The sequence below is a fragment of the Novipirellula methanifontis genome (assembly GCF_052161655.1).
Lineage (GTDB): Bacteria > Planctomycetota > Planctomycetia > Pirellulales > Pirellulaceae > Novipirellula.
In genome coordinates this window covers 1,237,980-1,264,600 of the sequence record NZ_CP197418.1, presented here as the reverse complement: position 1 = coordinate 1,264,600, position 26,621 = coordinate 1,237,980, and the positions used below count along the sequence as shown (strand labels likewise).

General features: G+C 54.5%; 2 protein-coding genes. One reads left to right on the top strand and one right to left on the bottom strand.

Going from position 1 to position 26,621, the window contains the following annotated elements; translation table 11 throughout:
- The first annotated feature begins 526 nt into the window (after positions 1-526).
- Positions 527-9,202, top strand: a complete 8,676-nt coding sequence (locus SH528x_RS04370) for an Ig-like domain-containing protein (protein WP_442509308.1) — start codon at positions 527-529, stop codon at positions 9,200-9,202.
- Positions 9,203-9,319: 117 nt separating this feature from the next.
- Here SH528x_RS04370 and SH528x_RS04365 read toward each other — a convergent pair whose 3' ends face one another.
- A complete protein-coding gene (locus SH528x_RS04365) occupies positions 9,320-25,696 on the bottom strand; it encodes a Calx-beta domain-containing protein (RefSeq protein WP_442509307.1) in 16,377 nt (5,458 codons plus the stop codon).
- Between the last annotated feature and the right edge of the window lie 925 nt (positions 25,697-26,621).

The window sequence follows — 26,621 nt, the reverse complement described above, 5'->3', positions numbered from 1 at the left end:
CTAACAAATAGCTGAGGCTTGAAGTTCGTCCGTCGGGATGCTCCCGGGATCGTTTGCAAACCCTGTGGTCGTCCCCAACAACAACGTAGTGAACGCCACCGCCTCTCGCTATTTCAGGGATCTCGACGGAGTTGTCGCATTTCTCATCATCACAATTTCCGTAATTCGATCCGCTTTCGATCCGCTTTCGATTCGAGTGAATTGAGAGGGAGCGTTCTATTTTGCGGATTCTGTGACCCTTTATGGTCAATTCGATTGCAGGGATTGCACCGAATGTCATGGATAAGTGCCTGCCCCCGTCAAAAGACTGGCCAAGTTTGAACCCGACACGAACAGGGGGGTCTGGGCAATCACGGAAAGGTTGTTTTTTTGGTTAATTTGGAAGGAGGATTGGCCCCCAAACTGGGAATCATCGAATTAGATTAGGACGGATTTTCCGAATAAATATTTTCTGACGTTGATCGAAGAGCACCCTGATGACCGACCGCAGGTCCCTTCAGAAGTCTCGAACGAAGCGAAACCTACGATGACTCCAATTAAGAAGCGAATCCGTCGACAAAAAGCTCGACACGACAAGAAGCGTCGATTGAAACTAGAGTGCTTGGAATCGCGGCAATTGCTGGCGTGTACTCCGACATCGGCCAACGGAATTTTCACGGCTCCCGATCCGGTCAATAACACCCTGGATGAGCATCAATTTGCGATCACCAGCGTTAGTCCCAACACTACTGTTTCCATTGACAGCGGAAATCAAACGTACATCGTAGAAGGGGCACTTCGAAACGATAATCTTACCTTTAGTGATGCTTCAGCACACGGCCTGCTGAGTTCGATTGGTGTCACTGCATCGGGTCCAGGCATTGTTTCATCCAGCCTCGTTAGTAACTCGCTTACACTTTCAGACGCGAATCGCCAAATCGACTTCCGGCTCAACGTGGTGGCATCGCCAGGCACGTCGACTGCGACGTATACGGTCCGTGCGGACCGTGACAACGCGAGAACAGGTGTTCCCGTCGTCAATGCATTCACAAGATTTTGCTTGAACCAACGGCCCAATGCACAAGCCGATTCTGGCGCAACGAACGAGAAAAACGAAGTCTCCGGTAATGTCCTAACCAATGACTCAGACACTTCAAGTGACAATTCAGTCGACGACAACAACGCATTGTTCGTTTCGAAGTTCAATGGTTCAGGTGCCAATGTCGGTCAGCTGGTCACACTGCCGGTTGTTCCGGAGTCTGGAAAGAGCCCGACCATCCAAATCAATGCAGATGGAAGCTACAACTTTGACCCAAACGGAGCCTATGATTTTCTAACGCCCACTACATCGCGCACGCTGACAGTTTCGTATGAAGTTTCAGACGGCATTGGCCAGTCATCTTCCACGCTAACGATCTCAGTGACAGGCGTAAACGATGCTCCGACAGCAACTAACGATCAATACTCGACGGACGAAAACGTAAATTTGATCGTCTCGGTTGCCAATGGAGTGTTGGCAAATGACAATGATGTCGACAACCCTCGCAACGATTTATCAGTGCGTCTTGGCCAGGACATTCCACCCGAGGCGGGCGTTTTAACACTCAACACTGACGGATCGTTTGAATTCGCCCCCGCAACTGGCTTCAATGGTCAGCCAACCTTTGAATACATCGTTACCGATGGTTCCGCGGAATCGCGGGGCACGGTGACTTTAGTTGTCAACGCAATCTTTGATCAAACCATCCTTACTGGGATTCGCGAAGATACCGGCGTTCCCAACGACCGGCAAACCAATCAAAATCGCTTGACGTTCTTCGGTACGGCCCAGCCTGGCCCGCCCGCTGTGTCGGTCGAAGTGATCCGCATCGACAACAACAATGTAATTGCAACCGCGACGGTCAACCCAGACGGCACGTGGCAAAGCAACCTATCCGACGCATTGCCCGATGGAACGATTCAAGTCGCGGCAATCGCACGTCAGGGTACGGAGAATTCACAGAGCGCCCCCTTGAACGTCACGGTCGACACCGTTTCACCATCGGTGTTAATCGAGGGCGCCCCCACGATTGTTAATAACACCAACCCGATCCCGGTTGTGATTCAGTTTGGCGAAGGCGTTCGCGACTTCGTTTTAGCTGACATCCAAATTGGTGGCGGAACGGCTCCGAACTTCTCGACGATCAGTGCATCGCGATATGGCATCAATGTCACGCCAGACGGTAGCGGGCCGATTACGATTGACGTGCCTGCCGCCGTTGCAACGGACGCCGCTGGCAACGGCAACCGGGCGGCAACACGTGTGACGATTCAGTTTGACGCAGTCCAACCGGCATTGAACATTCAAAACGCACCTGCTGCGGTAAATAACACTAATCCGTTCGAAGTTACGTTTCAGTTCACCGAAAATGTTTTCGGTTTTGCAGCGGCGGATGTCAATGTTACCGGTGGCTCGCTCATCAACTTTGTCACGGTGGACGATGACACTTACACGGCAAATGTTACGCCCAACGGGACCGCCGATGTCACGATCAGTGTTGCCGCTGGTGCTGCGAACGACAGCGCTGGCAATCCCAACACGGCCAATTCGACAACCACTGTTTTTGACGATGACGCACCGATGTTGGTCAGTTTGTCACCAGCTGACGACGCTGTGGATGTCGCCGTAGGAAGCAATTTGGTGTTAACGTTTGGCGAGCCGATTGCGGTTGGTAGTGGCGCGATTGAGATTCGGCTATCCAGCGATAATTCGTTAGTGGAATCAATCGATGTCGGCGGACACCGAGTGACTGTCGATGGCTCTGTTTTGACGGCTAATCCCAATACTGCTCTCCAGCCTGGCATCGAATACTTCATCCTGGTTGCCTCCAGCGCAATCACTGACGCCGCAGGCAACTCGTTTGTCGCGATCAACGATAGCAACGCTTGGAACTTCCGCACTACCAGTGCAGCAACGATCAACACCGTCGCTCGGCAGTCTCCTGCGCAAGCGTCAACCAATGCAGATCAAGTCACGTTTAGAGTTACCTTTAGTGACGCTGTTGTTAACGTAGATGCTAGTGATTTCGTGGTCACGCCAGCGTCGGCGACGATCGATTTGGTTCAAGCTGTTTCCGGTGCAGTGTATGACGTCACGATTTCTAACATTGATAACGACAATGGCGTGCTCCAACTGACTGTTTCGCCCGGCAATGACATCCAGGACACAAATGGAATCGGATTAGGCAATGCAACCGCCGCGTCAAGCGAATCATTCGAGATTGACAACCGTCGGCCGAGCCTGCAGATCACGGCTCCACAACAGGTATCCAGCGTTGCACCGATTGCGGTGACCTTCGAGTTTGATGAGGACGTCACAGGATTCAACGCCAACGACATTCAGTTAACGAATGCGACTGCGGGCGTGTTTACTGTCAATTCCGCCGCCTCCTACACGCTTTCGATCGTGCCAACCGGAGGCGATATTTCCATCGAAGTTGTCGATAACGTTGCCACGGATCCGGCAGGAAATGCGATCGTTGGTAATCAAGCCAATGTGGCGACGCAGCCGCGCGTCGTCGATGTGATTGATGTCGCGCCCGATCCGCGTCGCGACGGAGTCGCCAGTATCGACGTTGTTGTCAGCGAGCGATTGAACGTGAACGAATTTACGTTCGCAGATGTGTCGCTTTCTCACGACGGCAACCCCTTGACGTTGGACAACTCGGTTACCGTTACCGAGGTCTCGCCGACACGCTATCGAATTTCGGGGTTGGCGAGTCTAACTTCGCCAGACGGCGTCTACTCACTCACCATTGCTGGTGTGGGATTGCAAGACGTCAACGGCAACGCGGGCGTCAGCTCTGCGAGCGATACCTGGACGGTTCGGCAAACGCCGGATCCATCAGGCCCTTGTTCGATCGACGCGTCCTCCGCCCCCTTTTTACCTGGCGGTATACACGGCGGCGGAGAGCTTATATTGTCGATCACGACCATGAACAACGCGGTCAGAATCGGAAGTAACTGTGTCGTAAATATAAGCTCGTTGGGCTCTAGTGACTCGGTTGTCATCAACGGAACGCTATTAGACGACGAAGGCAACGCGCCGAGCACCGCCCCCATTGACCATCAAATTACTGGTTTTTTGAGACGCGAATCGACGGCGGTGGCAAACACGGTCGTCACGAACGGCATTCAAACCGGTTCCTTTTCCTTCATAGTGCCGGTAGCGAATCTGATCGCTGGTTCGAATACGTTGACGGTGGATCTTCAGCGAACGGATATTCCTCACACTGCCTCCGACATTCTGAACTTCACCGTACAAGTGGATTTGGTTCGACCTGAGCCAGTCAGTTTCACCCGACGCATTCCAACGACAACTCGGACAAACGCTAATTCAGTCACTTTCCGCACGACGTTCAGCGAACCAGTCAAAGAGGTGGACGGCAATGACTTTGTGCTCATTGGATCAGGAGCAGTCGGAGCGTCGATTGCATCGGTGACACCAATTTCGCAAACAGTATTCGATGTACGTGTCGATGGGATCGCAAACGACGGCAAGCTTGATTTGGATTTCGCCCCCAACCAAAACATCTCGGACTTGTTCGACAATGCACTGCGAGACCTAAGTCCGGATACAGAAGAAACGTATGACATCGACCGTTCGGCACCGACCTTCGACGATCCACCGCAGCTAATTTCTGACGACGACACGCCGCAAACGCGAAACACAGATGGTATCACGGCAAAAAACGACAATCTTACCTTCGTAGGTTCCGCCGGTGCCGCCGATAGCGTCCAGGTGACGATTAGCAACGGAAATCTGACGATTGTTTCGATGGCCACTTTAGTTGCATCGGGAAACTACAGTGCGAAATTTGAATTTACAAATCAACCTGGTGGTGTGCTTGCCGATGGCAGCTATGACATTACTGCCACGGCTCGTGACAACGCAAACAACGAAGCAACTTCGAAGGTAGGGAAGCTAGTGATCGATACGGTGGCTCCGGAAGCGCCAAACTTGTCAATGACACAAGCGGTTTTGCAAACGACTCCGATCGAATTATCAGTTGCTGCCGATCCCGATGCGATCGTAACCCTGCGCCGTAATGGCGCTGACGTGACAACTGAATCTCCCGCATCGGGGCAAAGAGTCGCTTCGATATCCGATTCGCCGTCGGTCGATGCCAATGGCGAGACGTTTCAATATACCGCGGTCCAGACGGATGTTGCTGGTAACACGAGCGTCAATTCGGCACCCTATGTCGCTGTGGTCGATCCCATTCAGCCGACGCTTTCAAAATTTGCACTCGCCACTGCGGATAACGTCCTTCCCAACAGTGCACTGCCAGTACCGATCACACGGTCAACGCGTCCCGTATTTGAAATCCAACTTGGTGATCAACAATACGCTCAATTAGAGAATAAAGTAACCGTATCGTTATTTGCGAATGACGACTTGGTGAACCCCATCGGTTCGGGTGTCGCTACGTTTGCACCGCAAGTATCAACGATCGCAGGAGCTAATACAAATGCAACAACAAAGGTGCAAGTCACTCTATTGCCCGGTGTCGAATTAGATCCGGGTGTCCAGTACAACTTGACATTTATCGCAACCGATTCGGCTGGCAAAACAACGCAACTTGTCAAGCAAGTGTTTGTATTGGCAGAAAGCAACACGACACAAAATGCACCTAGCACGCCGGTGTACACCGAATCGTTCTTCATCGGCGCAAACGTGCTGGAGGTGCGACCAAGTCAGAAACAAATTGTGGTCGACCAGAAAATTCCGGCAGGCTATGCAATCAACATTGCAGCTTCCAATTCGCCAATTCGCGTTGCCAATTCGGTGACCGACGAAGCGACCGGTCGATCGACGCTGACACTGAAACTCGATACAACCGAAACGCTCGACAAAGTCAAAATCAACGACAAAGTCGCCTGGTTGCGCCCGTGGCAAATGTCGTTTGACAAGACGACTCAAACCGTCTGGTTCACGATGGAGGACGGACACCATCTCGGTCAGTTTGATCCGGCGACGGGATCCGTCGAAATTCATGACATCAGTATTCCGTCGAAGGTGGTTCGTAATTCAGACGGCGTTTTGGTACCGGCCGCAGACGCCAAACCCACCGCCTTTGATCCGCACGGCACGTTTTTTGACTTCAACACGCATCTGACCCCTCGTGTTTGGTTTGTTTACCGGAACCAAGTCGAAGGTGGCGTGGCAATCGATGACGCCCCAGAAGACTCCGTCAATAACGAAATCCTGCGAGTCTCGTATTATGACGTTGCTCAGAAGAAATTGTTCACCTTCGATTTCAATGAAATTGCGGGTCAGTTTGAAATCGAAGAACACAACGATGACATATCGACAGCAACCACAAGTACTGGCAGTGGAGGTGGTGGCGGAACTGGCACCGGTGGTGGCGGTGGAACGACGCAAGCGGAACCAGAATCCAGCAGCGAAGCAGTCCCACTAAAGGTAGGGCACGCGGTTTTTGTCGACACCAAAGGCAGCGTCTGGATATCGGCGGAGGATTCGGGAACGATTGTCGAACTGAATTTCGACAATCCGACAAGCGGCAAACGTCCTGCGACTCTCAACACGATGTCAGCGAAGACGACGGCCCATGTGATCCCGAAATCATTTGGCGCCGATACGTCGACCAGCACTGATTTTCACGTCCATGGGGTTCAAGCCATTGTCGACGATCGAGATGGAGCCACCTATGTTTGGATGCTCAACGGTAATACGAAAGGAGGCGAGACGACTCAGCGTTTGGCTCTTTTGGTTCCCGGTGAAACCACCGATCAATGGTTCGAGTTTGCGATTCCAAGAAGGACTACCGGAGGCTCTCACCTGCTATTCACTGCGTTTGATGACAACGAAACGCCGGGAATCCCCGAAGACGATCGACTGGTTTTCACCGACAGCGGCTTCAGCTTCACCTCCAGTGGCGATGGGATTCTGGCGACAATGGATGTCGGCGAAATCATCCGAGCCATCCAGGAGGGGCGTGATGTTTCTGCGCTGACGCCAGAGGTTCGCTCGATTCAAATCCCCAAAATCCCTGGCGCCGCGTCGGGATCTACCTTCTCCGCCCCCAACCAAGTCTTTGTCGATCGAGGCGGAACCACGTTTGTGATTGACCCTCAGGGCGGTGTGGCGAGATTGAACTTGGATGATTTTAACGGGACTGAAGTTTTCACCACCAAGGCAACCGCGTCGGCGAAAACCATCACTCCGCAACAGAAGCGAATCACACTCCAAGAAGCAGCCACGTCAACCACGATCGTGAACTCGAAACTCGACTTGATCTCAGGCACCGATCCCGCCCGTTCGCAAGACCGCAGCCAGATGGATGGAGTGGACCAGTACGAAGTTGCCGCCGAGGCACTCCGCCGCGGGAACGGCGAAGGTCCGTTTCGCGGAGCCCTGAATGCGGCCAACACGCTGTATGGATCGCTCTCGCAAAGTGATAGTCTCAGCACGACAATCTTCGCCGAATCGACGCGACGACAAACGGCTGCCGTACCCAGTCCGCTGCCATCGCCGGCAGGGGCGATCACTCAAGCACGCATGGCGTTCCAAGTATTGCGAAATGGCAGTTTGGTCCTGACCGCTCGTGGCGATGCGACCATCGCTGACTCGCAAATAAACTTGCTTGCGAAGTTCGTTAACGACAAACAGATTCCCGCATCCGAGGCCGCCAAATTTTTGATCACGGGCGAATCCAGTGCAGTGACGATGCCCGACGGCAGCGTGCATGTGATGGGACGATCCACTCAGGGCGGAGTCGTCCAGTACTCTTTCACGCCCGATGGTAACGACTGGGCACATGACGACTTGTTTAACACCGCAAACTGGACAGTCGCACATCGCGAGATCCCAGGCGTCATCCTGGCTGAAGACACAGTGCCTGCGGGTCCCCTGGGTTTCTCGGCGACCACCACCGATGGACACTGGATCGCTATTCCGATCAATCCCAGTGCGGCAACGACAGACCTCACGCTGGCCAGCGGAAGCGTTGATGCATCGCGGGTTTACTCCACAGTCTCGGTCACGCTAGGCGACAACGGGGTGTTGTACGGTTACGGCACCAATCAGACTGGCAATCTGATTGAATACCGAATCGACGGCAGCGCTGTCAGCACTCGCCAAATCGATGCAACGAGTCGTGAGACTCGCGTGATGCGAAATGTACGAGCGTTAACCATGCCAAACGGCGTTCGCCATGTGTTTGCCACCGATGGCACATCGCGATTGGTCCACTGGACGATCGATTCATCCTCAGTGCTGCAGGAAAACATCAGCCAACAAACGGCGGACAACGGTCAGAACTTTGGCTATTTCCCGTTCCAACAACCGTTTACTGGTCGCGTCTACACCTACGTCGCGCCACTCGTCGAAGACGATGGCACGATTCGTGTCTATGGAACCAACGGGGGTGACTTGATCGAGTTCACACTGCCGCCAAGCGGACAGTGGCGTGTTGCCAATTTGACCAATGATACCAATGGCACCTACGGGGCCGATGGTCCGGGATATCGAGTGCCCGCGAACGCCGTCTTTGGTGGGCCAGCCGCTTACATAGATTCCAATGGAGGCCGCCACATCTTGCAGATCAATGGCGAAGGCGAAGTGGTCGAGTACTTTACCTACGGCGACAAGTTGTTCCCAAACACCACAGATGCGGACCGAATCAATAGCCAAAACGTGAACTTCTTCAGCGGCAAATCGACCACCGCACTCGGCGCGGAACTTCCTGCGACGATCGTTAAGACTGTGGCTCCGACCAGTGTGGCTCCGGCAACCACTCCCGCGGTCAGCACGCCGACACCGACGATTACTGAAGTGACCGAAACGACGCCGAATCCAACTTCCGCCCCAACCCCAACGACTCGGATTGCGGTGGCCGAGGATGTGAATGAAGACGGTTTCGTGACCGCACATGACGTCCTGTTGATCATCAACCATCTGCCGCGAACCGTGGGCGCCGCCAGTGCATTGGGCGAGCAAACCGCGAACAGTCCTTACAACTTGGACGTCAATGGCGACACGCAAGTGACCGCATTGGACGCACTTCGCGTGATCAACTACCTGAACAAGGGTAGCTCACAAGGCCAATCGGAATCGACCGCCCCAAACATTGGACTGGATCTAAGCGACGAAAATTCACGAAGCTGGCAGAGCGAAGTTGACGGTGTGATGAACGACCTCGAAGAAGGCCAATTGTTCTAACTCGGTTGCAACGAGCAAACGTTCGAAATCGAACGGATGAAACAAATCCAACATGCCAATTTGATGGATTTGACGTCTTGATTAACGGACGGCACCACTTCGTTCGGTGGAAGGTGCTTAGAACAGCCCGCCCGCAAAGACCTCGTCGATGCTTCTGAGTCGATCGTTCTCTTTGTCGTCTTCAATCATTGGGATCGACGATTGCGTCATCTCTCCCATCGCGTTGGACTCTCCTGACGCAATGATTCCCGGTTGCCGGTTCAAATAATTGATAATGAGTAGTGCATCACGCGGAGTTGTGAATCCATCAAGATTGACGTCAGTCGCTTTCCAGACTCGCGGTGATGCAGCTTCGCCTTCACTCTTTTTGATCGACGAAGCAGGCTGTCGATTCAATTCGTTAATGACTTGAAGCGCATCGCCTGCGGTAATCTTCGTGTCGACATTTACGTCCAAACGACGTGTCATCGTTGCACTTCCAAAAGAGAAGTCGGCAATGACTGGATCTTGTTCGACTAGCACACCCTGCTGCGTCGTGTTAAGTCGAAGCAATGTGACCGTGCTCGGCAGATACGGCGACGTATCACCTGGACTTGCTTGCCTGCGGTATAGATTTGCGACAGCAACCTCGTCGCGGCCATCGCCATCAAAATCAACGAGGGTCAGATCGGTTGGGCTGGGAATGTTCTCGACTGATTGAATCTGCTGGAAGTTACCGTTTCCTATCGCACGATAGAATACAACTCTGTTTTCGGCTTCGCTGGCGACCACAACGTCCTTGAGTGAGTCTCCATCCAAATCACCGAAATCGAATGCAGACGCCTTGGCAGGGATTGCCAGCGAGCTGGTTTGGACAAGCGTTCCATTACTTAAGGTGTAAACAATCAGCGAACTGCTGGCGGTCCCTGCACCTCGAGAAATCGCCGCGATTTCAGAAACGTCATCGTTGTCAAGATCGACTGTCTTGATAGTGACAAACTTACCTCGTAACGGGGCACCGTTGGATTTCGCGGGAGTAAAGTTTCCAAAGCCATCGTTAAGCAGCACATTAATTTCACTATCACCCGAGGAGAGCACGCCCGATGATTCCGCTGAGCCATAGCCGTAGCCTCCGGCGATAATATCAATATCACCGTCTCCATCAACGTCGCCGCTTGAAATCGAAAGTAATTGAGTGGTCGAAGTTTCAATGTCGCGTGGCGCAAACAATCCACTGGGCGAAATCAATTGAAGCGATGAAGATCGGAACGATGCAGTCAGAATTTCATTGATTCCATCACCATTGAAATCATCCAACAATACATCGATCGGACCGTTGCCGGTCTGAGCCGAAGTAAACGTGTTGGAACCGAAATAAACGCTTCCTGGACTATCGGCGCCACCGCTGCCGATGCCAACGACCGCGATCATGGATGAAGTGTCCAGAGAGTTTCTTGGGACGGCGATTTTCTGTAAACGAGGGCCGAGTGACGTTTTTTGGCCGACGATCAAATCACCTGATTCATTTATCAGCGTTTGAAGCGATCCATCTAAATCACTTGCAATAACGAGATCCTTGTCGCCATCGCCATCGCGATCAACGGCTTGGATGGAACGAGCTAAATTGCCAACGTCCAAGAGCGTTTGAACAACCCCTGGGTTAGCCGGAATCACTGCACACGTTGCAGGGATTTCAGCGACCAAGATGTAGTCGCCTTGTGGAATATTTGCAAACTGATAATTGCCTTGCGAATCGGTCGTCGCTTCAAGTTCGCCAAGGTCAAATCGACGATTTCCATTGCCGTCGGCAAACACACGCACCGAAGACAAGGCTTCACCCGGCTCTTCGGCACCACTACCGTTTGCGTCACAATAGACATGGCCTGTTATTAAAAATGGCGTCTGAACGACGTTGTCGAGGATCGTGATCGTCGCAGTGTCAGTGACGTTGACAGAGTTGTTGGAGGCATTGGACAACGCAATTGTGAAGAATTCGCTGGGTTCGACGAGCGTGTCGTTGATGATCGAAACCGTGAAGGTTTGAGTTTCACCAGCAGTTCCAATGAACGCCAGAATCCCTGACGCCGAAGTGTAATCGTCGGGCTGAATCGCTGTTCCATCAACAGTCGCATAGTCAACGGTGAAGCCTGATTGAACAGCATTGTCGACCGTGACGGAAACCGTTGCCGTTCCAGCGTCTTCGTTGACCGTTACATCATTCACCGTCAACGTCGCGGTATCGTTGTCGGTGATGAACAAGATTCCGGTGTCGGTCACATCAATTCCCACGTTCGATGGATTCGAAAGCGCGATGTTGACCGTCTCGGTTGCCTCAACAATCGCGTCATCGAGGATCGAGACGGTAAACGTTTGAGTCTCGCCAGCGGTTCCAGCGAAGTTCAACGTGCCGGTCGCGGTTGCATAATCACCCGGTTGCATCGCCGTTCCATCGGACGTGGCAAAGTCAACGGTAAAGGGAGCCGCCACGGCTACGTTCAAACGGACGCTAACGGTGGCCGTTCCTGCGCCCTCATCAACCGTCACATCATCCACGATCAACATCAAGGGCGACTCGCCTTCGTACGCCCCGATGTCAAACAACGCCGACCCGTTGTTGTCTCCATCGATCGGCCGCGCCACGCCTCGTGCGTCCGTCGCCGGCCCGGAGGCGGGTCCCGAATCGATCGCCGGGCTTCCCGACAACAACGCGTGCGTGAAGACCGGACCACCATTGTTTTGCAGCAGGCCAAGTAGAGGATCCGTGTTAATTTGATCAGTTGGCTGGTTCAATCCGCTCGTGTTGCCACTGTCGAGATTGCCGCCGAGCGAATTCAGCACACCCGCAGCCGCCGTGTCACCGTCGTTGAAGATCGTACCGGTGACGTCGATCGGACTGCCGATTGCCACGACATTCAAGCCCGCTGAGGCGGCGGTATTCGAGGTGATTGTACTGAACCGAATCGATCGAATTACCGAACCATCATTGTTGTCATAGGCGATCCCACCACCCGCTGCCCCGGAGTCGTTGTCGCTGATCGTGACGTTGGTGAAGTCCAACCCAGCACCAAGCAGCGCCACGCCGCCGCCATCGCCCGTTGAAACGTTATTGTCAATCGTGACGCGGTTTGCCGTCAGCACCGGTGTTCGTTGGACGCCCTGTATGCCGATACCGCCCGCTCGACCACCGATGGCAACCGAAAATCCGTTGCTGGTAATCGTCGTATCGGTCAGTGACAAATCCACGTCCGCGACGCCAATCCCGCCCGCGTCGTTGACGGCCGTGTTGTTTTGGATTTTTGAATTGAGAATGGTGATTGATCCGCCTTGGTCATCACCAATCGCAGCGATCCCTCCCCCCACGCCCTCGGTCGGGAAGCCACCACCCACGTCAATGGTCGAATTGTTTTCGATGAGCACCGAATCCAAGGTCAGGTTCGGATTGACCGCCGCCAAACCACCGCCAGTCGGAGCACTGTTTTGACGAAGGGTGACGCCCGAGATGGAGATCGCAGGCGACGTCAACGAGCTCCCCGCCAACAGCACGATTGCCCCACCCCCTTGGTTTTGGAGGATGCCACCGGTGACCGAATTGAGTTCGTAGATGCCAAGCGAAATCGTGCCTGGGTTGTCAACGATTTCCAGCCCGCCGCCACCGGAACGGGCTGTGTTGGAAGCAAAACTGGTATCAAAAATCGAGAACGCGGGACTCGTGATTCCAGAACCCAACAGATAAACACCCCCGCCTCCGCTATCCGACCCCAATGCCTGATTGTTCGAAATTCTCGAGCTCGTCAGCGTCAGGGCTCCGGAATCAACGTAAACTCCGCCACCGCTTTCGTCGGCTCGGTTGCCATCGATGGTCGTCGAAAAAATCATCACGGATCCTCCGTCGATATAAACGCCGCCGCCGTCCACACTTGCACTGTTATTGGAAATTGTGGTCGCGTCTTCGATCGTCAGGTTGACTCCCGACGCGAAGATGCCGCCGCCCAGTTCCGCGGTATTACCCGAAATGATGACGCTATCGATCGTCGCCGTGGTAATTGTTCCACTGGTTGAATTTCTTATCAGGATACCGCCACCGATACCGAAGCCCCCCATTAGATCGGCATTGTTGTTGCTGATCGTTCCCGTGTTGATGTCAACCATTTCGAGTTCTCGCAGCTCCAACCCGCGACCCTGGCCATCGGTGTCTAAATTGACACCATCCATGTTCAAGGTGTCTAATGCTCCACCGCCACCGTTGACGATCAGCGAAGACAGATTTCCGACATCCAACGTGGTGATGTTGATCACATCGTCCCCATCACCACTGTTAATCGTGAGCGAACGAGTGGGGTTGGTGAAAGAGACGGCTTCTCCCAAAGTGGAGTCAATCAGGTTGTTGCCAGCGATGTTGGCGTCGGCTGATAGCGTGATCGTTTCGTCCCCGCCTTGGAAATCGAATACTCGATCCGCCGCGTTCAAGTTGTCCAGAATCGGTTCCAGCCCGACGTAATTGATGACGGCACCATCAATGTCGACGCTGCCATCGTTGGCGTTGAGGAACGTGTGTGTCACCGTTGACACGCTACCGTTGACGATTTCCATGGAATCGTTACCACCGACACCCCCAACGAATGTGACACCTAGCGCAGGAATCGGATTGCCATCGGCGAAGTCCAGCCGCAACACATCATCAGTTCCGATGCCGCCGTTGATGATCAGTGACGCAGCAAAAGCGGCGTCTAATGCACTGACGGCCAGAATGTCGCCTTGGTCCCCCAAGTTGATCGTCAACGAGTTTGTTGGATTGGGAAGGATCGTATCCTCGAAGGTGGCACCATTGTCGACGATCTCGATCTCACCCGGATTAGCACTATTGCGAAGTGTCGCGTTGTTCGACGCACCGGTATTGAAATTCAAGATCGTATCGACTGAATTGCCCGCATTGATCGGTTCCAAACCGGTATAGGTGATAACCGTCCCGTCCAAGTCGATCGTGCCATCGTTGCCGTCGATGCTGGGCGCCGTGTAAGTCAACGTTTGAGTGGTGAACGAACCGAGCACCGTAATCTGGTCACCACCACTCGATCCGTCCTGTCCTTGACCATTGAACGTCACAGGCGTCGTCGGCATCGACGTCGACGCATCAAAGACGAATGTGTCATCACCGTCGCCGCCATCGAACACCAACTGATTGATGTTACTGATCCTGTAGGTGACTCCGGCAAAACTTAGAAAGTCCTGCCCAGGAATCGACAAATTGGGTGCAAGCGTCATGGTTTCGTTGGTGAAATCGCCAGTAACGGTCAGCACGTCGACATTGCTGATCGTCAGGTCTTCGATCCCGATCGTCGAAATCGGAGCCGTGCCCGCGATCGTGATCTGTCCGCTTGCATCAATTGTCACGTCAGCGCCGCCTGCGTCCAGGTTCATGCTGTCGCCCGGCGACGTTATCGGATCGCCGCCGACGACGCTAAATGCGGAACCAATTTGAGGAAGGATGTTGAACGTGTCAGCATCTGCGGCACCGGTGATCGTCGTCAAAGTGCTTACGTTCAACGTGCCCAAGACCGAAACCAATGACCCAACACCGGGGTCAACCGATACCAAATCGGCGTTGTCAACGATGATGTCTAGGTTCGCGGTCGTGATCGTTGATCCGGCTTGAATGTCTACGTCGTTCTCGATATTGAATCTTACTGAACCGGTCGCATCTGTGGCGATGACAACAGGCGATTGAACGACAAGGTCACCCGAACCATCACCGGCCGTGATGTCAAGCGAGTTCACGACCGTGATATTGTTGGTGATGACCAAGTCCCCAGTCATGGCAACCGTCAAATCATCGATCGGCTGAATGCTGCCAACGTCGCCACCAAAGCTTGTTTCAAATTCGCTAGTGATTAACACCGCACCCGGTGAACCGAAGTTGTCGAGCGTTGATACGAATGCAATCCTCGCCCTGCTATTCAGATTGATCAATCCGCCATTGGGACTAGTTTGAACCGGCGAACCGTAAGTTTGGTTTCCGTTCGTATCGATGTCCGCGAAGATTTGTGTTCTCGCGATACTCGGCGCGACCGTCAACGACCCCAGCGAAACGGCATCGATAAAGCGAACACCGTCAACAACGGCACCGACGGTCAAATCCTGCAATCCGTTAACATCGTTAACAATTCCTCCAAAAGTAACTTCGCGGTTCGCCGTGATTGATGAAGCGGCGGTCAAACTGACCGCCGAATTGAAGATTACCGTGTCAGACGACGTGATGTTTGCGCCGAGCTCCACAAGACTTCCGGGCGCACCAAGACCAAGCGTTGTGAAACCGCCAACATTCAAGTCCGCATTGACCTGACCTCGGGCGATTTGCAAGTTCAATCCGCCCGTAGTAATCGTCGACGGTAAATTTGCGAAGATCACCAAATCATCATCGGGCCCGGCATCGTTGATCGCAAACTCATTGGCCAAAGTAACATTTAATCCATCGATTATGATGGTGTCTGCACCTCCGCCGGTATTGATCGTAAAGCTGCTGGTTGGGGCAGCAAACGTCGTCGATTCACCAGCCGTTGAATTGACCGTGATGTCTGTGCCCGACTGTGTCACATCGATCGATTCAGCGCTGCTGCTGTAATTCATCGTCACGTTGGCTGCGGTGATCGTCGACGTGATCGGCTCGAGTCCCGTGTAGGTTATTAGCGGACCGGCATCAAGTTGAATGGTGCCATCATTTACGTTGGCATAATTCAGTACCAAATCGGTAACCGTTCCGTTCTGGATCACGATCTGGTCACCACCGATCGATCCGTCCTGTGTTTGGCCATTGAACGTCACTGGCGTCGTCGGCAGTCCCGCAGTCGCGTCAAAAGTCAGCAAGTCGTCGCTGCCGGCCCCGTTGTAAATCAAGCTCCCTACGCTGCTAATCGTAAGCTGCGGCATCCCATTGATGTTCAGCAAGTCGTCGCCGACCTGATTTGGATCCGCAGCAATCTGCACGATATCGCCAGCGATGCTACCGGCAATCGTCAACGTGGCAACATTGCTAAGGCGAAGATTTTCGATGTTGTTGGCGGTAAACGGCTGAGTCCCACCGATCGTGATCGCACCAGTTGCCGCATCGATCGTGACGTCCACACCTCCCGCGTCAATGGTTAGCGAATCTCCAGGCTGTGTCACGGGATCACCACCGTCCACCTGGAACGATGTCCCTGATTGAGGCGTGATGCTGATCGTATCGGAATCGTCTCCGCCGGTTACATTGGTCACGTTCGTGGCGTTGATCGTGCCGTTGACGAAAATCGTCGATCCGGTGCCGGGATCGGCATCCGTCACCGGTGGGTCAGCGATCACATTCAGCGTCGACGTGTTGATCGTCGAGCCGACTTGAATATCAATGTTGTCAGCGATGTTCAGATTGACCGAATTCAGGTTGCCACTGGTTAACACTGCCGGACTTTGGATCGTCAAGTTTCCGAAGTCGGAAATTGTCAAGTTAATATCGCCAAGCACGGTGATGTCGTTGGCGATCAACAAGTCTTCTGCCGGATTGACGTCCAAACTTGCCAACGGACTGTTTCCGCCGATCACACCACCGAAAGTCGTTTCACCATCGGAATCGGTCAGCAGCGAATCGGCGGGTGCTGACCCGTTGTCAATTGTTGATCCAAACGCCAGCGTGCCAGCGGAACTGACAATGTTGATCACGCTGCCGCCAGCATTGGTGATGATCGGAGTCTCAAATGACTGGTCGCCCGTGCTAGTCACATCGCCACTGACCAGAGTGCGAACGGTACCAGTGATCGTCAAGCTTGTAAGTGGAGAAAGACCGCCGACCGCATCCAAGAACCGAATGCCATCCGCTGCCGCGCTGAGACTCAAATTGTTTGCACCGTCGACCGCAAACGAGAAATCGATTCCGTCACTCGACGTCAGCACTGTGTCGGCAGCAAGGATCACCGGTTCGTTGAATGCCTGGCCACCGCCAGAAATCGCAGCGGCCAATGTGATCGCCCCGATTCCCGAGTTGGTGCCGACAAAGAATCCGCCCGCCGAGACGTCCGTCGTCACGCTGACCGTTGGCACGGTTGCGAACACCGTGCCGGTGATGATCGTAGTCGGATTACCAGAAAAGCTAACGGTATCGTCCTCCGGTCCGCTCGGATCGTTGATCGACAACGCGCCGGCCAATGTCATGTTCAATCCGTCGATCACAACGGTATCGGCACCGCCGCCGGTGTTGATCGTCAAGTTGTCGGTCGGGTTCACAAACGTCGTCAGCTCACCAAGCGTCGAGTCGACGGTCGTCGATCCGCCACCCGCATCAATCGCAGTGATCGTCTCGGCTGCCGCGCTGTAATTCAGTGTCACATTCGCCGCATCGATTGACGACGTGATCGGTTCCAGCCCGGTGTAGGAGATGAATGTCGTGCCATCGATGTCGATCGAACCGCTATCCAGGCTCAAGTAATCAAACGACAGCGAGTCAATCGGGGCGGGCGAAATACCTTGCAGAACAATCTGGTCGCCCGGATTCGTGCTGACGTTCAATCCGCCGGCGAAATCATACGAGCCAGTTGGCAGTCCGTTTGTGACGTCGACCACCAACGTGTCGTCACCGTCACCGCCATTGAAGACAACGTTGCCCAAGCCATCAATGCTGTATCGGGTTGTGCCGTTGATCGTAATAAGATCGTTGCCGGCCACGAGTGGATCGACGGCGACGGTGACGAGATCGTCCGTCACGTCGCCATCGATGGTGAGCGTGCCAAGATTGCTCAATTGAACATCCTCGACGGTATCCGTCGTAATGCTCTGAGCTCCATCAATGTTGATCTCGCCCGTTGCCACGTCGATGGTGACTGCACTGCCGCCAGCATCGATCAGCAACACATCGCCCGGCGACGTCGCGGGGTCATCAGCTTGTATGGTGAAAGCGGCCCCTAACTGAGGGCGTATGGAAAATGTATCGGCCTGAGTAGGGCTTCCAGAAAGCCTGACCGCGAACGTACTCATGAAGGTCCCCTGCGCTGAGAGCGAGCCGCCTTCGGGATCGGCACTCGCGGGACCACCATCGACAGAAATCAGTAACAGGTCGCCAATTAACGACGCGCCGCTTTGAATCTCGATGACATCTCCGGCTTGCAACGACATGGAGCCGAAGGTAAACGTCGACGGACTCGCGATCGTGATCCGTTCATCGCGCGCGGCCGTGTCAGGCACGACCACGGCTAGTTGATCAGTCACACTAATGTCCTGGTCGAAGGTGATCGGACCAGGAACGGTGAATGTGACCTGCATCGGCATGTCGATGCTACCGATCGCGCCGCCGAGAGTAATCGTGTTTCCAATAAGATCCCAGAAGTCTTGAATCGAACCGTCGTCAATCGTCGACAGGAAGCTGAGATCGCCACCGCTAAACGTGATCCGCTGACCGCCGCCGTTGGTAAAGACCGGCGAATTGAACGTCTGTGATCCCGTCGTGATGACGTCATTGACGCGAACGGAGCCGTTCGTCGCCGTCACATCAAAACTTGCAAGCGGCGTCGTCACACCGACGCTTTGCAGGAACTCCGCCAGTGTGCCCCCGATCACCGTGAGGTTTTGAGCGCCGTCGATCGAAAACGCAGACGACACCTCCGACGTGTCACTAGTGGTGACCAAGGTGGGCCCGATCAGGTTGATCGGTTCTTCCAAAAAAATGTCATTCTGCGAAACGATGTTGGCTGCCGTCCGGATCTCGCCGGTTCCAGTTGCGTCTCCCAGTCGAATTTGACCGTCGACGGTTAGGTCCGATGTGATCTCAATCTGCGGCGCTGAAACATCAATGCTGCCAGTGGTGATGGTCGTGGGATTGTTAGCAAAGTTGACGGTGTCGTCTGTTGTCGCGTCGGTATCTGTGATGGAAACGCCGTTTACCACATCGAGGGTTAGTCCATCGACGGTTACCGTGGCCGCTCCACCAAAAGTACCGATCGACAGACTATCGGTCGGATACAGCGTGGTTGTCGTTACCCCGGGAAACATTGCCGCGAAAGTTGATGACACCTGGAAATTGCTTGCATCCACGCCACTAACCGTGATCGCTTCCGCAAATAGTCCAAAGTTGAAATTGAGATTGTTCGCAGTGATCTGCGAATCGATGGCGTCCATAGTCTGGAAATCGAACCTAATTCCATCACGCGTCACGCTTCCGGTGCTGTTTCCGGCCAGGGCAATCGTCAAATCGGTTGCGATACCGGGACTGAGGGCGATCGCATTGGTGTCCGCACCACCCGTTATAATGGTCCCAAACATGAGGCTGTTGACGGTGCCGTCCATGGTGATGGTGCCGCCAGTTCCCACGTCGGGATCGATGATCGCGAATACATCGACTGTCAATGACAGTGTTCGGCCTGCACCTGCATTGATCGTCGCACCGGAAGCGAAGTTGAGGTCGTCGCCCGCCTGGATCGTGACATCACCCCCAATGGATGTGATGACGGCGGGACTCATGATCAGTGCATCGTCACCCGGCAGTGCGGTGTCGGTAACAACGACATTCATTTCACCGGACGTCGTGATGTCCGCGCTAACGATAAACGGTCCTCCCGTCGTAACATCCAGCGACGTTAACGTCGGCGCGTTGCCGCCCACCACTGAGTTAAAGGTTGTCATGCCGCTGGTACTGGTGGTCAGCGAATCGCTGGCGAGAGTAGCATCGACCGTCGAGTTGAACGCGAGCGTACCGCCACCAGTGCTGCTCAAAATCACGTTCCCGCCGTCGATGAGAAGCGGCGAGTTGTAGGTCTGCGCCCCCACGGTACTGACCTGGTTGCTTACGGTGATCGTTCCGACCGTCGCTGTGACATTCAAACTGGCAAGTGGCGTGGAAAGCCCAGTCGGATTGAGAAATTCAACCAAGGTTCCTGCCGTCACCGTCAAGTCTTGAGCACCGTCAATGTTAAAGGGCACCGACACCTGCGACGCGTCATTGGTGGTGATCACGGTCGCCCCGATCAGGTTGACAGGCTCCTCCAGGAAAATATCACTCTGAGAATTGATATTGGCGGCCGTGCGGATTTCGCCTGTCCCGGTCGTGTCTCCAAGCAAAATCTGGCCATCGACGGTCAGATCCACATTGATTTCGATTTGCGGTACCGACAGATCGAGACTACCTGTCGTAATCGTTGTGGGTGTGTTGTCGAAAGTCACGATATCGTCGGTCGGGCCGCTCGGATCAAAGACCACGAACGAACCATTCAAAGTCATATTGACTCCGTCGATCGAGATCGTGTCGGCTCCTCCTCCCGTGTCGATAACGAAGTTATCGGTCGGGTTGAGGAATGTCGTGGTTTCTCCGGCGGAAGAGTTGACCGTGGTGGATCCACCACCTGCATCGACCATCGTGATTGTTTCATTCACCGCGCTGTAGTTAAGCGTGACATTCGCCGCGTCAATCGTTGACGTGATCGGCTCCAATCCGGTGTAGGTGATCAGCGGCGCACCATCGATGTCAATCGTACCGTCATTCGCGTTGGCGAAATCGAATGCGATGCCAGTGACACTGCCGCCTTGAATCACGATCGCGTCGCCGACCACGTTTCCAGCGCCATTGAAGTTGATTGCGACTGGAATCGGACCGGCTGAGACATCGATCGTCAATGTGTCGTCGCCGTCACCACCATCGATCGTCAACGGACCAACGCTCGCATCGTACGTGAGCACGTTGGTTCCAATCGTCACGGTCGTCGCCGAAACAACGATGTTGTCGTTGCCGGCCGTCGTGCCTGGCAGCGGGCCAATCACACCCGCCACATTCCCTGTGAATGTGTTGCCAGTGAGTGAAACGGTCGCATCGGAATAGCGGAATCCGAAACGATCGTTGTTCGATACGGTCGAGCCGGTGACCGTGAATATGCCGCCTTCACTAAAGCCACCACCACTGCCATTACCGGCGGTAGCGGTGTTGCCAGAAATATCTGCAGCAGTAATTGTGACGTTGGCTCCGCGGTTGTAGACACCGCCACCGCCGTCGGTCGGCAGTACGCTTGCGGTCGCGGTATTCCCCGAAATCGTGGTGCCCGTAATGTTCGCAACGGTTTGCGTAACGCTGGTCGAGTTCTCGATCAGGATCCCGCCACCAATGGGCGCCGAGTTCCCGGAAATCGTGCCGCCAGACATGTCGAAAGACTCGACTTCGGTGACTCGCAACCCGCGGCCAGGCGTGTTGATTAGATCGACGCTATTGAGTTGAACATTGTCACTCGCAGACGATCCTCCGTTGATGGTCAGTGACGCTGCGTATCCGGCATCGAGTGTATTGACATCCAGTGTGTCACCTTGATCTCCCAAGTTCACCGTCAACGAGTTCGTCGGATTCGGGATCACGGTATCCTCGAACGTGGCACCGTTGTCAACAATTTCGATCGCACCGACATTGGCAAGACTGTCCTGAAGCGTCGCGTTGTTCGCCAGTCCGGTGTTGAAGTTCAAGATCGTGTCGGCGGCGTTCCCGGCGTTGATCGGCTCCAGGCCCGTGTAGGTGATCACCGTGCCGTCAAGATCGACGCTGCCGTTGTTCCCGTCAGGCAGCACCGGCGCGGCGTAGTTCAATGTTTGTGTCGTGAACGTGCCTAGCACTCTCAACACGTCGCCCACGCCTCCGCCACCCTGCGATTGACCGTTGAACGTCACCGGAGTGGTCGGCATTGCCGTCGACGCGTCAAAGATAAACGTGTCGTCCTCGCCACCGCCATCGAACACCAAACTGGTCACCGTACTGATCGCATACGTTGAACCGGCAACCGTCAACAGATCGCCGCCGACAACATTCGGGTCACCCGCGATCGTGACCGACTCAGCGAGAGCGCCGCCAGTTAAGTTCAATGTCCCAATGTTGCTAAACGAAAGATCTTCGATATCGGTGACCGAAAAGGCTTGCGCGACGGCCACCGTGATCGCACCGGTTGTCGCATCGATGCTGACGTCCACGCCTCCGGCGTCGATGTTTAACACGTCACCGGGGGATACGCCCGGAAGATTCCCAAACACATCAAATGTAGTTCCTGGCTGAGGCGTTATCGAGAAAAGGTCAGCGTTGTCGCCACCTCTCAGGAACACGCCGCTGGACGTCGTCGCGGTGCCGTTAAACGACACGGTCGCACCTTCGGCGTCTGGGTCGATACCCGAGTCCGCTTGGATATCGATCACACCCAGAGGTACCGAAATCGTTGCTCCGGACTGAACGTCGACGTTGTCACCAACGGTCGCAATGAAATTGCCCGCATTGATCACTGCGGGACTGGCAATCGTCAAGTCGTCGCCAGCTGCAGCCAAATCGGGGACCAGGATGGTGATGTCGCCGAAGATATTAACGTCCGCGGCGATCACAAAAGGGCCACCCGTCGTTACATTCAAAGTATTCAGCGGATTGATCCCGCCGATGACATCGGCGAATGTCGTTGTTCCGGTGGTTAAAGTGGTAAACATGCCGGGGGCGGCGAGCGCATCCACCGTGGAGTTAAACGTGAGATTGCCGCCTGCTGTACTCGTAAAGTTGCTGGCGATCGGCAACAACACCGGTGCGTTGTAGACTTGGTCTCCGGTCGTAATCACGTCGACGGTCGCAAACGACGTTGTGCTGTTAACGGTCAGGCTGGTCGGTGGAATCAGCGTTCCAACCCCATTTGTGATGATGGTTCCATTCCCTCCAGTGGTTGTGTCATTGATGGTCAGGTTACGTGCACCATCCAAGCCGAAGATGACAACGCCACCTGTTCCACTGGCGTTGACGACCGTGTCGCCCGTCAACACGACGGGATCTAAAAAGTTGATTCCTGTCGTCGTAGTGATCGTCGCGTTGGTGTTGACCACGCCGGGTCCACCGTTACCCAAGACAATGACTCCATCGACCGACAAATCAGTGTCAATGTTGGACGTTGGGGCCGTCGACGTCAGCCGACCGGTCGTGATCACCGTTGGCGTCGTGACAAAGTTAACGGTATCATCGACATCCGGATCGGTGATAAAGAATCCGTTTGCGAAGTCAGCACTCAGGCCGTTGATATTCACGACGTCGGCCCCACCGCCGGTGTCGATCATAAAGCTATCGGTCGGCGCGGGGAACGTCGTGATCTCACCCACCGTCGAATCGACAGTGATGTCCGTGCCCGACTGGGTCACGTCGATCGTTTCACCTATGCCGCTGTAATTCAATGTCACGTTCGTCGCGGTGACGGTCGAAGTGATTGGCTCCAAGCCGGTGTAGTTAATCACCGCTAGCCCATCGATGTCGACCGAACCATCATTTGCGTTCGCGTAATTGAACGTCATTTGATTGACTGGCGACGGTGCCGGGCCTACTAATACCAATTGGTCGCCAGGGTTAGTGCTGAGATTCAGACCACCATCAAAATTAATATTGGTTGTGAAGACACCATCACTGAAATCGACGGACAGTGTATCGTCACCGTCACTGCCGATGAAATCCACGCCTGTCACGGCCGTTGTATCAAAAATAACGTCAGGCCCGCCGTTGAGTGACAAGATAGCGTTGTTGGGGAGCGTTGGATGAGCACGCATGCTGAGATTATCGTTGGTGACATCGCCTATCACAGTGATGCCGCTGGTATTCGAAACGATCATGTTCTCGATGCCCGAGAACGTGCTGGACGAATTGCCGTAGTTGACGGAGCCATCACGCAACGAAATCGGTTCAAACAGTCCAACGATATTCAGCGTATCCCCAGGGCTCGAGACTGGATCGCCGCCAACGATGTCAAATGAGGAGGATGCACGGGGAGTGAAAGTGTCGGCATCATTTCCGCCGGTCACCGTGATCACTGACGGAGTGTTAATAAAACCGTCGAGTATGACGGTCGAGCCAACACCCACGTCGGCATCCGGCGTCTGGTCAACGTTGATCGAGACTGGCCCAACGGGCGCATTGATCGTCGCTCCCGACGCAATTGTGAAATCGTCGCCTGCAAAGACCGTCACGAATGCACTCGCATCAGAGACCGTGCCGGTGTTGATGTTGATGTTTTGACCGGGTGTCGCTGCATCCAATGTGATCAGCGCTGTTCCGCCGTCGCCGGCCAAACCGTTGTCGACCGAAATCGAGCCACCGTAAATCGCCACCGGATCGGTGAACACCGCGTTGTCGATAAGGACCGCACCGGTGCCACTGATCGCGTCACCGAGGTTGATGCTTGCGAAACCATCGGTCAGGAACGCCAGTTCCGCCGCATCCAATTGCAATCCATTGTCCGCAACTCCGCCACCCAGGTTGATCGCCGTGCTGGGCGTGCGAGGTTGGAGCGCCAAGTCGCCACTGGACTGGACGTTAAGCGTGCCGCTGAAATCGACGGAGTCCGCGTTGATCGTGAGCGGGCCCGTCGCCGTGCCACCCCCAATCACACTGTCAGCTCCGGCCACAAGGTCTGACCGCAATCCGCTCCCGGTGCCTGTCACATTGATTGCTCCCGAACCCACCGACCGCAATTGCCCGCCGTCAGTCTCTGACAATCGAACTCCAGCCGAGTCGCCGGCGCTAGCGGTCCCGCGAACCGTCAGTATCGCGTTGGTGACTTGCACCGTGGCGTCCATGTCAATTAGCACACCGTCATTGTCGTTCGCCGATCCGTTACCACCGGTTCCAATAATTTCGATCGCGCCGTCAATGCTTGTCACATCCGAATCGATCCCGGTAACGAGCACGCCAATATTCGAATCGGTGCCAGTGCCGCCGGTGCCGGTAATAGTAATCGTGCCGGCGTTCGGCCCGCTGCCCGTGGAAGTCACGCTGGCGCCAGCTTGCAAGAGCACGCCATAATGAAAATTCGTTAACGGATCGTCGCCGCCGCTGCCTGTAAGCGATAGGTTGCCGCTGCCGCTCGATGCTATTGAAACGTTGTTTGCATCTAAGCCGATGAAGTTTCCCGCCGTCGTTCCAGCCGCATTCGCGCTGAGTGTGATTCCGCCGTCCACTGTACTGATTTCACCGGCGAAGCTTCCGTCGTCGACAAGACGAATATCGCGAGTTGTACTCGCATTGATCGCTGCCGAGCCGATAAACGCATTGGTGCCGACAAACAAGATCGAGTTTGAAGCCGGGGCGTTATCCAATGTGATGTTGAATGAATCAGCAAACGTCGCTGCACTGTTGTCATCAAACACAACCGATACGCCATCGCCGGAGTCAACGATATTGATCGTGTCGAATGCTGCTAGACCGGCCGCGGTCACCGTCAGACTTGAGAGTGTATTCCCCGAGGCGTTTGCGCTGTCGGAACCGCTCCACGTCGTGCTGTTCAACGCCAGAGAATAATCGGCACCGCTGTTACGGATGGTTACCTGTTCATTGGCCGACAGATCAATGCTCAGCACATTCCCCGCTTCGCTAAACGAGGCCAGCATTCGGCGATCCTCTAGCGGTTCCATTTCCAACAACCGACTGATGCCCATCCTGTTGCGACGACGCTTCTGTGCATGTCGTTTTTGCTGGGAAGATTGATTGGTCCGCGAAGCCTTGCGAAACAGACGGTTGAACATGAACGTTGACCTAAGAAGTTAAACAAGCTGCGTTTGAACGTACTGAAATAGCGAAGGGGGCGTCGGCGACAACGGTATCGTCGTTTAACCGTTTACGCGCGGCACAAACACCACGCATGATCACGTCACCGCACCTTGTCTGCTGAACCTTGTCCGCTGAGTCCTGTCCGCTGAGTCCTGTCCGCTGAGTCCTGTCCGCTGCGACGATGATCGGTGCAACAAAAAATGATTGCGCTGGCGAGGGGGCAAAGGGGATACATTTGTCGCGTTATCTCTCGCCCCTGACACGCCCCTATTCCTCCCAAGGACTCCACCTTACCCTACCCCCCGAAGCAATACGAGCAGAGTGGGGAGAGTAGGATCGAGATTAGGCAAAAAGGACGCGGGGAATGCGCCCCCCCTCCAGGACTGAATGCCGCAGTATTAGGTTAGAGGTGGCACATTTTGCAACTTTACGCGTTTTTCAGACGACGTTGTGGGAAGCGAATGAGCCGCGACAGTATGTGGCTTGGGGTTGACCAGCGAAGTCTCAGGCGAACGTTGGTGCCGCCCCCCGCACAGAGACAAACCCGCAACGGAGATCCATTGTGAAGGAAAGTTCCATTGGTAGTTTCCAGTTGCTCGCTCTGCCCGGACAAGACGAACGGAAGCGATAACACTGACGTGAAACGCGACCGAAAGGAAAGCCGATTGTTCTAAACCGGTTGCTTTCCTTCATAGCGGAACGACGCGAGCCGTCCGGTTGCAGCGAGTAAAACGTTCGATTTAGGCCGGGCGGCTTGCGCCACACCGCTAAATCTTTGGGGTTGCAGTGGCTTTGTAGTTGCGCTGGCATTTCAGCCACCTTTCCCCCAACTTCGTCGGGGGCGAGGTAACTAAAGAATTTGCCGGAACAAAAACTTGCCCCCGAAATCCTTTGCCAACA